This window comes from Roseateles sp. (assembly GCF_044373315.1).
Lineage (GTDB): Bacteria > Pseudomonadota > Gammaproteobacteria > Burkholderiales > Burkholderiaceae_C > JACDQM01.
This window is the reverse complement of sequence record NZ_JBILQK010000055.1, coordinates 16548-27537: the sequence shown is the minus strand read 5'-3', so window position 1 is coordinate 27537 and position 10990 is coordinate 16548. Positions and strand designations below refer to the sequence as shown.

At 63.4% G+C, this 10990-nt stretch carries 10 protein-coding genes and 1 pseudogene; 3 read left to right on the top strand and 8 right to left on the bottom strand.

Annotated elements, in window-relative coordinates; all coding sequences use genetic code 11:
* The 6 genes and pseudogenes from ACIQ67_RS13205 to ACIQ67_RS13180 form a co-directional block, all read right to left on the bottom strand.
* Positions 1-142: pseudogene (locus tag ACIQ67_RS13205) on the bottom strand (branched-chain amino acid ABC transporter permease); the annotation flags it as partial.
* A gap of 206 nt (positions 143-348) precedes the next feature.
* Entirely contained in the window at positions 349-1722 is a 1374-nt protein-coding gene (locus tag ACIQ67_RS13200; protein ID WP_397534835.1) for a replication-associated recombination protein A, read from the bottom strand.
* 23 nt (positions 1723-1745) lie between these two features.
* Positions 1746-3449 carry a YbaL family putative K(+) efflux transporter gene (gene ybaL, locus ACIQ67_RS13195; RefSeq protein WP_397534834.1) on the bottom strand — a complete coding sequence of 568 codons (1704 nt, stop codon included), beginning with the start codon at positions 3447-3449 and terminating at the stop codon, positions 1746-1748.
* 12 nt (positions 3450-3461) lie between these two features.
* The gene (lolA, locus tag ACIQ67_RS13190) at positions 3462-4073 is read right to left on the bottom strand and encodes an outer membrane lipoprotein chaperone LolA (protein WP_397534833.1); all 612 of its coding nucleotides are present in this window, start codon (positions 4071-4073) and stop codon (positions 3462-3464) included.
* Positions 4066-6420 (bottom strand): DNA translocase FtsK, encoded by a 2355-nt coding sequence (locus tag ACIQ67_RS13185; protein ID WP_397534832.1) that lies wholly within the window; start codon positions 6418-6420, stop codon positions 4066-4068. Before ACIQ67_RS13185 ends, lolA begins: the two co-directional genes overlap by 8 nt.
* Positions 6421-6505: 85 nt before the next feature.
* Complete coding sequence (locus ACIQ67_RS13180) at positions 6506-7171, bottom strand: Crp/Fnr family transcriptional regulator (protein ID WP_397534831.1); 666 nt, start codon at positions 7169-7171, stop codon at positions 6506-6508.
* A 186-nt stretch (positions 7172-7357) separates the two neighbouring features.
* Here ACIQ67_RS13180 and trxB point away from each other — a divergent pair, with 186 nt between their 5' ends.
* From trxB to rpmG, 3 genes are all read left to right on the top strand, one after another.
* Complete coding sequence (gene trxB / locus ACIQ67_RS13175) at positions 7358-8317, top strand: thioredoxin-disulfide reductase (RefSeq protein ID WP_397534830.1); 960 nt, start codon at positions 7358-7360, stop codon at positions 8315-8317.
* 217 nt (positions 8318-8534) lie between these two features.
* Complete coding sequence (gene rpmB / locus ACIQ67_RS13170; RefSeq protein WP_397534829.1) at positions 8535-8768, top strand: 50S ribosomal protein L28; 234 nt, start codon at positions 8535-8537, stop codon at positions 8766-8768.
* Positions 8769-8790: 22 nt separating this feature from the next.
* Entirely contained in the window at positions 8791-8961 is a 171-nt protein-coding gene (gene rpmG, locus ACIQ67_RS13165) for a 50S ribosomal protein L33 (RefSeq protein WP_067273562.1), read from the top strand.
* A 118-nt stretch (positions 8962-9079) separates the two neighbouring features.
* Here the strand turns inward: rpmG and ACIQ67_RS13160 are convergent, their stop codons facing one another.
* Both ACIQ67_RS13160 and ACIQ67_RS13155 read right to left on the bottom strand, forming a co-directional pair.
* The gene (locus tag ACIQ67_RS13160; protein WP_397534828.1) at positions 9080-9601 is read right to left on the bottom strand and encodes a DUF3016 domain-containing protein; all 522 of its coding nucleotides are present in this window, start codon (positions 9599-9601) and stop codon (positions 9080-9082) included.
* 100 nt (positions 9602-9701) lie between these two features.
* A complete protein-coding gene (locus ACIQ67_RS13155) occupies positions 9702-10922 on the bottom strand; it encodes a fatty acid desaturase (protein ID WP_397534827.1) in 1221 nt (406 codons plus the stop codon).
* Positions 10923-10990 lie beyond the last annotated feature (68 nt).

The window sequence follows — 10990 nt, the reverse complement described above, 5'->3', positions numbered from 1 at the left end:
GCGCCCCAACCATCAACACCTCGCCGTGCGCGAAGTTGATCAGGTTGATGATCCCGTACACCATCGTGTACCCCAGCGCCACCAGCGCATACATGCTGCCCAGCACCAGACCGTTGATGATCTGTTGGATGAAGGTTTCCATAAGGTCTTTCTCGCTCCGGTTCGTTCGTCAGGCAGGGAGCCTGGCGCCGCAGGGGACACAGGACTGGTTCACCGAGACCAAAAAAAAAGCCCGCGCAAGGAGTGCCGGGCCCGCTGAAGCTCCCAGTCCTGCGAGCTGCCACGATTGTAGGAGTCAGGCCCTTGCGGCCCTTGTCGGGGATAACCCCCTGGCGCCAGACGCCCGATTCAAGCCCCGGAAGGAGGGTCCTGAATGGCCTGCTCATTGCGGCGACGCAAATCAGCCAGCTTTTCACCGATGCGCAGCTCAAGCCCGCGCGGCACCGGCGCATAGAACTGCGTGCCCTCCAGACCATCGGGCAGATAGTGCTCACCGGGCACGAATCCGCCTTCGAAATCATGCGCATAGCGGTACTCGCGCCCATAACCCAAGCCCTTCATCAGCTGGGTCGGCGCATTGCGCAGATGCAGCGGTACGGGGCGGCTCTGGTCCTGCTTCACCAGGGCGCGCACCTGGTTGTAGGCCTTGTAGACCGCGTTCGACTTGGGCGCCACGGCCAGGTAGACGACGGCCTGTGCCAGCGTCAATTCGCCCTCGGGCGAGCCGAGCCGTTCGTAGGTCTCGGCGGCGTCCAGCGTCATTCGCAAGGCACGCGGATCGGCCAGGCCGATGTCCTCGCTGGCCATGCGGATCAGCCGGCGCGCGATGTAGCGCGCATCGACGCCACCGTCCAGCATGCGCACGAACCAATACAGAGCTGCATCGGGGTCGGAGCCACGCACGGATTTGTGCAGTGCAGAGATCACGTCGTAGAACTGCTCGCCGCCCTTGTCATAGCGGCGCAACTGCTCGCCTAGGGCACGCTCCAGCGCTGCCTCATCAATCTCGCCGGCTCCCACCGGCGCCAGGCTGGCAGCCGACTCCACCGCATTGAGCAGGCGGCGCGCATCACCATCGGCATAGGCAGCCAATCGCTCGGCGGCCGCTGCGCTGAAGAGCGGGCAACCCAGTGTCTGCTGACCACGCGTGACCAGCGCCAGCAGATCTTCCTTCTCAATCGCCTTGAGCACCTGCACGGTCGCCCGCGAGAGCAGCGCCGAGTTCACTTCGAAGGACGGGTTCTCGGTCGTTGCACCGATGAAGATGAACAGGCCGGACTCCACATGCGGAAGGAAGGCATCCTGCTGCGCCTTGTTGAAGCGGTGCACCTCGTCGACGAACACCACCGTGCGCCGCCCTTGCGCGGCCACGCTCTGGGCGCGCTCGACAGCCTCACGGATGTCCTTCACGCCGCCCAGCACAGCGGAGATGCTGATGAACTGCGCATCGAAGGCCTGGGCCATCAGCCTTGCCAGGGTAGTCTTGCCTACGCCAGGCGGCCCCCACAGGATCATCGAGTGCAAACGCCCGGCCTCGAAGGCCGTGCGCAATGGCATGCCGGGGCCAAGCAGATGGCGCTGACCGATTACATCGTCCAGCGTGCGCGGGCGGAGCCGCTCGGCCAGCGGCTGGTACGGGGCCGCTGGCGCGGCGCCGGCGGCGCTTGCCGCCGAGGGCGCCGTCAACTCGGGGAACAGGGAATCGGACTCGACGGAAGACATAGCCTCATTGTCGCAGTGCCCACTCAGCGCGGCCCCGGGCGCATCTGCGCCACCACGGCGGCGCTCAACTGCTCGGCCAGGCTTTGCTCAGCCACATAGACCTCGCCCAGGCCGGCCTCGCGCAGCAGTCTCGCCTCGTCTTCACTGGCAGCGCGAAGCATCACGCGGATGGACGGATTGAGCGCGCGCGCCGTCTCGACCATGCGCCTGGACTGCAGGCTGTCGCCGCCGGTGACCAGCAGCAGCGCTGCCCGTGCCACATGCGCCTGGATCAGCACGGCAGGTTCGGCCGCATCGCCGCAGACGGCAGCCACGCCCTGGGCACGCAGATCTTCGACCAGCTCGCGCTGCTGCTCGGCCACAACAAAGGGCAGGCCCTGCGCCTGCAGCGCAGCGGCGACAAGGCGTCCCACGCGCCCATGCCCAACCAGCACGACCTGCCCCTGCAAACCCGCCTGATCGGTGCTGGCCGGCAGCTCGGACAGTGGATCGTCGCGTTGCTCCATCCGGCGCGCCAAGGCAGAGCGGCGCAGTATCCAGGCCTGCGTCGGCGCCACCGCGGTGAACAGCAGCGAGTTGAGCGCAATGGAGATCAGCGCTCCGGCCAGGATCAGGCTTTGCCCTTGCACGGGCAGCAAACCCAGCGCAACACCGAGGCCAGCCAGGATGAAGGAGAACTCACCAATCTGCGCCAGACTGGCCCCGACGGTGAGCGCGGTGTTAAGGGGATATCGCAGCAGCAGCACCAGCGCCACGGCTGCCAGGGTCTTGCCGACCACGATGATGGCCACGACTGCTAGCACCTTCAAGGGCTCGTCAAGCAGCACCTGCGGGTCGAACAGCATGCCCACCGACACGAAGAACAACACCGAGAAGGCGTCTCGCAAGGGCAACGATTCATCGGCCGCTCGATGGCTGTACTCGGACTCGCGCATCATCATGCCGGCGAAGAACGCACCCAGCGCAAAGGACACGTTGAAGAGCAGCGCCGAGCCATAGGCCACGCCGACGGCCACCGCCACCACGCACAGCGTGAACAGCTCGCGTGAACCGGTGCCCGCCACCCACCACAGCAGGCGGGGGAAGACGCGACGGCCGACGACCAGCATCAGAATTACGAAGGCTGCCACCTTGGCCAACGTCAGCACGAGTGTTGACAGCAGGCTACCTGACGGCGCCGTGGCGCCGGCTCCTTCGGGCTGTAGCAGGCCCGCCAGCGGCGGAAGCAGCACCAGCACCAGCACCATGACGAGGTCCTCGACGACCAGCCAGCCCACCGCGATCGAACCGTTGGCGGACTCGAGCTGGCCGCGGGCTTCAAGCGCACGCAGCAGGACGACCGTGCTGGCCACCGACAGGCACAAGCCGAAGACCAGCGCGGCCCCGGCACTCCAACCCCACCACTGCGCCAGGCCATAGCCTAGCAGCGTGGCCGCCGCAATCTGCACGAGGGCGCCGGGCACCGCGATGCGCTTGACCGCCAGCAGGTCCTGCATCGAAAAATGCAGGCCCACGCCGAACATCAGCAGCATCACGCCGATCTCGGCCAGCTGCGCCGCCAGGGCCATGTCGCCGACGAAGCCCGGAGTGGCCGGGCCAATGGCGATGCCGGCGAGGAGGTAGCCCACCAACGGCGGCATGCGCAGACGTGCAGCGACAAAGCCCAGCAGCAAAGCTAGGCCGAAGCCGGCCGCCATGATCGCAATCAGATTGACGTCGTGCGGCATGGCGCGCGTCGCCTACTGTTCGATCAGATCAGCGCCCGCGGGCAGCACGAAGCGAAAGCGCTCGGCCGCCAGCGGCACATTGCTGCTCACGCTGCTGAACTGCAGCAGCGAGCGCTGGCCGAAACCGTCCAGCACGTCGATCGCCGCCAGTTCCTTGCCCTTGAAGCCCACGCGCAGGTTCTGCAGCATGCCGTCGGCCTGGCGCGGCGTTGCCAGCACCCAGGACAAGCCCTGGCTGTCCGGCAGCGCCTTCAGCTCGAAATCACGCTCCAGGTTGGCACCCGCCAGCAGCGCAGCGGGCGTGGCACCGAGGGCCTGGTCGATGCGGCGGGAGCTGGCCTGCTGCAAGTCTGGGTCATAGATCCACACCTTCTTGCCGTCAGCGACGATCAGTTGCTCGAAGGGCTTGGTGTAGACGAAGCGGAACTGGTTGGGGCGCTGAAACTCGAAGCTGCCCGACGAGGTCTTCTTGCGCTTGCCATCCGGGGATGTGACGGTCTGAGTGAAATCCGCGCGGCCGCTTCTCACCTCTCGGCTGAATTCCTTCAAGGTTTGCACCGCATCGGCCCAAGCCGGCACAGACGCCAGGGCCAGCATCAAGGGAAGCAAGAGACGCTTATTCATCACGTTTGGGAATGATCAGTTCGCGGCTGCCATTGGTGGCCATGGCGCCAACCAAGCCCGATTTTTCCATCTGTTCCAGCAGGCGCGCCGCGCGGTTGTAGCCGATCCGCAGATGGCGCTGCACCAGCGAGATCGAAGCCCGGCGGTGTTGGAGCACGATGGCCACGGCCTGGTCGTACATCGGATCGCTTTCAGCATCGGCGCCGCCCGGTCCGCCAGCAGCGGCATCGCCACCCTCGCCTTCCAGCACCCCACCTTCCAGGATGCCTTCGATGTAGTTGGGCTCGCCCTGCGACTTCAGGTACTCAACGACGCGGTGAACCTCCTCGTCGCTGACAAACGCGCCGTGCACGCGCACCGGCAGGCCGGTGCCCGAAGCCATGTAGAGCATGTCGCCCATGCCAAGCAGCGCCTCGGCGCCCATCTGGTCGAGGATGGTGCGGCTGTCGATCTTGGAGCTGACCTGGAAGGACAGGCGCGTTGGGATATTGGCCTTGATCAGCCCGGTGATCACATCCACCGAGGGCCGCTGCGTGGCCAGGATCAGGTGAATGCCGGCAGCGCGCGCCTTTTGGGCCAGACGGGCGATAAGCTCTTCGATCTTCTTGCCGACCACCATCATCAGGTCGGCCAACTCATCGATCACGACGACGACATGCGGCAGGCGATCCAGCGGCTCCGGCGCCTCGGGCGTCAGACTGAAGGGGTTGGGCAGCTTCTCGCCGCGCTCTGCCGCCTCGTCGATCTTCTTGTTGTAGCCGGCCAGATTGCGCACGCCCATCTTTGACATCAGCTTGTAGCGGCGCTCCATCTCGCCGACACACCAGTTAAGGGCGTTGGCGGCCTGCTTCATGTCGGTGACCACAGGGGCCAGCAGGTGCGGGATACCCTCATAGACGCTCATTTCCAGCATCTTGGGATCGATCATGATCAGGCGCACATCGCGCGCCTCGGCCTTGTACAGCAGGCTCAGGATCATCGCGTTGATACCGACCGACTTGCCCGAGCCGGTGGTGCCCGCCACCAGGCAGTGCGGCATCTTGGCCAGATCAGCCACCATCGGCGCGCCGATGATGTCCTTGCCCAGGGCCATGGTCAGCAGCGAAGAAGCATCGGCATAGACCTGCGAGCCGAGTATTTCCGACAGGCGGATGGTCTGGCGCCGCGCATTGGGCAGTTCCAGTGCCATGAAATTCTTGCCGGGGATCGTTTCGACCACGCGGATGGACACCAGGCTCAAGCTACGGGCCAAGTCTTTGGCCAGGTTGACGATCTGCGAACCTTTCACGCCGGTAGCCGGCTCGATCTCGTAGCGCGTAATGACCGGGCCCGGGGAAGCAGCCACCACCCGCACCTCGACGCCGAAGTCCTTCAACTTCTTTTCGATCATGCGGCTGGTCATCTCGAGCGACTCGGGGGTCACCGCCTCAACCCGGCTCGGTGCGGCATCCAGCAAGTCCACCTGAGGAAGCTTGGTGTCGGACAGCTCGCTGAACAGCGGCTTCTGGCGCTCCTTGGCCACACGGGTGGACTGAGGCACCTCAACCACCGGCGCCTCGATGACGATGGGCTTGTGCTCGTCCACAACGTGGCGCTCGACTTCGACCACCTGCTCGCGCTCCAGCGCGGCCTGCTCGCCGACGCGCTCATCCTCGGCTTTCTCGCGACGTTCCTGCAGGCGCTCGCGCTGACCTTCGATCCAGGTTCCGATCAACTCCGCCACGCGAAGCCAAGAGAATCGCAGAGCCAGCGAAGCACCAAGCAGAAGTGCCACGATCCAGACGACGCCGGAACCGGCAAAACCCAGCACCTGCATGCCCCAGGGGCCGAGCGAATAGCCCAGCACGCCGCCTGCATGTCCGGGCAGCCGGGCTTCCAAAGCGTAGAGCCGCGACCACTCAAGCGCACAACTTGCGGCCAGCAAGAGCAGCACACCGGCCAGCCACAGCCCTCGTGACAGAGGCTTGACTGTGGTGCCAGGCTCACGCAGCAGCGAAGCCAATCCGCCCAGCCACAGCCGCAAGCCGATCAAGAGCAGCCACCAGGCTGAGAAGCCAAAGCCGAAGAGCAGCAGATCCGAGACCCAGGCGCCCAGCGCTCCGACCTGATTCCGCGTCGGCGCACCACTGCCAGAGACCGAGAAAGCTGCATCGCTGCCGTTGTGACTGAGCAAAGCCAGCGTCGTGAGCAGCCAGATCAGGCCGCCAATCAGCAGCCATAGCGGCGTCAGTGCGCGCGAAGGCGCCTGTGGCTGCGCCGAAGCAGGCTGACGCTTCTGCCGCTTGTAGACTTTTTCGCTGGCGCCGGCCTCATCGCCGCCCAGCAAGGAACCGAGGGGAAAACTCATGCCGCCATTGTGGCGCAGGAAAGCCTGCGCCCATTCGGCCGCTCACGTCTGCACACAGCTTCTCCGCCCCGGCGGCGCCGCGCACTCAGTCGTGCAGCCGTTCCTTGATGACCACCGAGCCGTTCTCGAGCGTCTCGATCACGCCCCGCTCCTCCAGATCCTTCATCACGCGGCTGACCATCTCGCGCGAGGCACCGACGACCTTGGCCATGTCCTGGCGCGAGACCTTGCCACGGATGATCTTCAGGCCCTTTTCTTCCTCGGACATGTCGAGCAGGGTGCGCGCGACGCGACCATAGACATCCAGCAGTGCCAGCGACTCGATCTGCCGATCAGCATTGCGCAGCCGCGCCACCAGTCCGCGCAGGATTCCGTAGGACAGGCTGGAGCTGTCGGGCAGGCAGCGCGAGAACTCGTTGCGACCGAGAACGAGCATATCGGTCTGCACCTCGGCGCGTACGGTAGCCGAATGGGGTTCGTTGTCGATAAGGCTCATCTCGCCGACATAGTCGCCTGGCTGCAGCACGGCCAGAATGACTTCCCGTCCGCGGGTGTCAGCCGTCAAGACACGCGCACGCCCGTTCAGGAGGATGAACAAGGCGTTGGACTTGGTGCCCTGCTCCACAACCAGTTCGCCGCGCTTGAAGCGGCGCTTGACGACACTGTCCGCAATGGACTGCGCCTGATCGGTGGTCAACCTGGAGAACAGGGGCACTCTTCGGATCAGGTCCAGATTGGACAGCATCGCCATGTAATCACTCCTCTGATTGCGGATTTGGGTTTCTGTAGTTCATATCCCCAGCACGGTGCGACTCGGCGCAGGTGCCTAGAATGGCGCCTATTGTGCCAACTTGGTCACACTTTCCCATAGGGTCTAGGCCGTATCCTGCCGGCCGCAGCCTTGTGTGTGCTGTGCCCGCAACCCATATTCCAAGCCATGAGCCTCCCGACTTCCCACCATTCGCTGCTGATTCTGGGTTCCGGCCCGGCTGGATACACGGCCGCCATCTACGCAGCCCGTGCGAACCTGAAGCCAACGCTGCTGACCGGCATGGCACAGGGTGGACAGCTGATGACAACGACCGAAGTGGACAACTGGCCAGCCGATGTGATGGGCGTGCAAGGCCCTGAATTGATGCAACGGTTCCAGCAACATGCCGAGCGTTTCAACACGCAGATCGTCTTCGACCACATCAACAGCGTCGACTTCTCCAAGCGTCCCTTTACCCTGACAGGAGACAGCGGTACCTATACCTGCGACGCGCTGATCATCGCGACTGGCGCTTCGGCCAAGTACCTGGGCCTGCCATCGGAAGAGGCCTTCATGGGCCGCGGCGTCAGCGGTTGTGCCACCTGTGATGGTTTCTTCTACCGCGAGCAGGAAGTCTGCGTGGTCGGTGGCGGCAACACGGCCGTCGAGGAGGCGCTCTATCTGTCCAACATCGCCAGCACCGTGCACCTTGTCCACCGCCGCGACAAGTTCCGCGCAGAGCCGATCATGATTGACAAGTTGATGGAGAAGGCAGCCGCTGGCAAGATCAAGCTGCACCTGCACAACACGCTCGACGAAGTACTGGGCGACGCCTCGGGCGTGACCGGCGTCCGCCTCAAGAGCACCCAGGATGGTTCGACGCAGGAACTGAAGCTCCAGGGCTGCTTCATCGCGATTGGCCACCAGCCCAACACCGACATCTTCAAGGGCCAGTTGGAGATGAAGGACGGCTACATCATCACCCGGAGCGGACTCAACGGCTTCGCGACCATGACCAGCGTGCCCGGAGTCTTTGCAGCCGGTGACGTGCAGGACCACATCTATCGCCAGGCCATCACGAGCGCGGGCACGGGATGCATGGCTGCTCTCGATGCGCAGCGCTTCCTGGAGCAGGGCGACCACTGAATCGGCACCTCCCTTGGCGCAGCAGCGCGGAAATCCGCTATACTCGCGGGCTTTCCTGCGCTGCGCACTTGCTTGCATTGATGCATGCATTTGGACAATCCCAGGTGAGAAGACGGGTTACCGCCACCCTTTTGGCGAGGTGAGGCTGGAAAGTCTGGCTCGATTCCTGAGGGGTCGGCACTGACAACTGGCTGTTTGACAGTATCGGAGTGTCCTCATGGCACGCGTCTGCGAAGTCACGGGCAAGAAGCCCATGGTCGGGAACAACGTTTCCCACGCCAACAACAAAACCAAGCGCCGGTTCCTCCCGAACCTGCAATACCGTCGTTTCTGGGTCGAGAGCGAGAACCGCTGGGTTCGCCTGCGCATCAGCAATGCTGCCCTGCGCCTCATCGACAAGAAGGGCATTGAAGCTGTGCTCGCCGACCTGCGCGCGCGCGGTCAAGCCTAATCACTGACACAGGAGCGACACCATGGCATCCAAAGGCGGACGCGAGAAGATCAAGCTGGAATCCACTGCCGGCACCGGTCACTTCTACACGACCAACAAGAACAAGAAGACGACGCCCCAAAAGCTCGAATTCATGAAGTTTGATCCTAAGGCGCGCAAGCACGTGCTGTACAAGGAAACCAAGCTGAAGTGATGAATCGTGGTGGACACCGTCCACACGATCCTTCATCAAGAAAAAGGCCTGCGAGCAATCGCAGGCCTTTTTCTCTTTGCGGGTCCAGGCAGCCAGTCCACCCCCCCCTGAGCAGCGCTCAGGACTTCGACGACTTGGAAGCTTTCCCGGACGGCTGCACAAAGGTCTCCTTGAACCAATAGGTCCAAAGATCACGGTCGTACGACAGTGCGCTTGAACTGCCAGAAGTGACTCTGGACCGGAGGTAGGCCAAATCCCGCAGCTGAACCTCGCCGTCCTTCAGCACGCGCCCACCCTCGGACAGGCTGTATCGAAAGCGCGCGGAAGGCGGCGTGGTCTCACGCATCACACGAAGGTCATAGAACCGGGTCGAGCGCCGCTCCGGCTCACCGGCCAGATCCACGTCCAGCACCTCAACCGTCAGCTGCTGATTCGCCGGCAGGCGCTTGCGTGCCAGATCGAGGATGTGCCCCTCCAAGACTGCCAAAGCCTCATCGCGGTTGTAGGCCCTGTCGGACGCATCCGCGTAGCGCTCCGGCTCAATGAACCGAACCGTGGCGGTGCCCGCATAGGCTCCAACCGCGCCCATCAGTGCCAGCATTGTTGCCACCGGCAAAACAACTGAGTTGATCCTTTGCATAAGACGTCCTCCTAGGGTTAGCCCTTTGATTGTCGCTGCGGATCACAAAAAAGGCACCCCACAGGGTGCCTCTTTACCGAACGGAAACAGCAAGCGATCGTCAGGCTTTGGCAGCACGCAAACGCATGGAGAACGCGCGCAACTCGGCAATGCCACTGTCCTCGGCTCGCTGGCACCAGGCCTGCAAATCAGCCACCAGCTGCTCCGCTGACACATTGGTGCGCGTCCACAGCTGGCGCAGCTCTTCGCGCATCGTCAGCAGCTTGTCCAATGCCGGATTGGACGCGAGGACGTTGGCAATCTGCTGCTGATAGACCGACGGGATGCGATCCTGGTCGCGATGCAACCAACGCTTGGCCAGCTTGTACTGCTGCCACTGGGCACTGTGCTGCTTGCCCTGCTCCTTCAGACGCTCCAACTCAGCCGCGCAAGCACTCTTCAGACCACGGCCGTAGTTGGCCATCACCTCGTAGCGATTCGCAATGATGGCTTCCAGGGTGGCCTTGTCAGCCGGCTTGATCTCGCCTTCACGCAGCTTGGGTGCAGTCTTGCGGACCTTGGCCCAGCCCAGCATCTCAAACACACGGATGTAGCCCCAGCCAATATCGAACTCGAAGGGCTTGACCGAAAACTTGGCCGAGGTCGGATAGGTATGGTGGTTGTTGTGCAACTCTTCGCCGCCGATCAGGATGCCCCAGGGCGACACATTGGTCGACGCATCCTGAGCCTCGAAATTCCGATAGCCCCAGAAATGGCCGATGCCGTTGATGACGCCAGCTGCCCAGATCGGAATCCACGCCATCTGCACCGCCCAGATGGTCAGGCCGATGGCGCCAAACAGAGCCACGTTGATGATCAGCATCAGGCCCACACCCTGCCAGCTGTAGCGGGTATAGAGGTTGCGCTCGATCCAATCGTTCGGCACGCCATGGCTGTACTTGTCCAGCGTTTCCTGGTTCTTGGCCTCGGCACGGTAGAGCTCAGAGCCCTCCAGCAGCACCTTGTTGATGCCGCGTGTCTGCGGGCTGTGCGGGTCGTCCTCGGTCTCGCACTTGGCGTGGTGCTTGCGATGGATCGCGACCCACTCCTTGGTGACCATGCCGGTGGTGAGCCACAGCCAGAAGCGGAAGAAATGCGAGGGGATCGGCCCCAGATCGAGCGAGCGATGCGCCTGGGCACGGTGCAGGAAGATGGTCACCGCTGCAATGGTGAGATGCGTCACCACCAGCGTGTAGCCCAGCGCCTGCCAGCCACTGGCCTCAAGAAGGCCGTGGCTCAGCCACTGCACCAGTGCATCATGCACATTCATCAGAAAATTCATTCGGTTCTTGCCCTGCTCGATCGAGCCTAGTGTTTAGGTGGGTCGCCCTAGAAAGCGCCCTGGATTGT

Excerpts from the sequence above, each read along its gene's own strand:
- ACIQ67_RS13200 (WP_397534835.1), bottom strand. The coding sequence starts at position 1,722 with ATGTCTTCCGTCGAGTCCGATTCCCTGTTCCCCGAGTTGACGGCGCCC.
- ybaL (WP_397534834.1), bottom strand. The coding sequence starts at position 3,449 with ATGCCGCACGACGTCAATCTGATTGCGATCATGGCGGCCGGCTTCGGC.
- lolA (WP_397534833.1), bottom strand. The coding sequence starts at position 4,073 with ATGAATAAGCGTCTCTTGCTTCCCTTGATGCTGGCCCTGGCGTCTGTG.
- ACIQ67_RS13185 (WP_397534832.1), bottom strand. The coding sequence starts at position 6,420 with ATGAGTTTTCCCCTCGGTTCCTTGCTGGGCGGCGATGAGGCCGGCGCC.
- ACIQ67_RS13180 (WP_397534831.1), bottom strand. The coding sequence starts at position 7,171 with ATGGCGATGCTGTCCAATCTGGACCTGATCCGAAGAGTGCCCCTGTTC.
- trxB (WP_397534830.1), top strand. The coding sequence starts at position 7,358 with ATGAGCCTCCCGACTTCCCACCATTCGCTGCTGATTCTGGGTTCCGGC.
- rpmB (WP_397534829.1), top strand. The coding sequence starts at position 8,535 with ATGGCACGCGTCTGCGAAGTCACGGGCAAGAAGCCCATGGTCGGGAAC.
- rpmG (WP_067273562.1), top strand. The coding sequence starts at position 8,791 with ATGGCATCCAAAGGCGGACGCGAGAAGATCAAGCTGGAATCCACTGCC.
- ACIQ67_RS13160 (WP_397534828.1), bottom strand. The coding sequence starts at position 9,601 with ATGCAAAGGATCAACTCAGTTGTTTTGCCGGTGGCAACAATGCTGGCA.
- ACIQ67_RS13155 (WP_397534827.1), bottom strand. The coding sequence starts at position 10,922 with ATGAATTTTCTGATGAATGTGCATGATGCACTGGTGCAGTGGCTGAGC.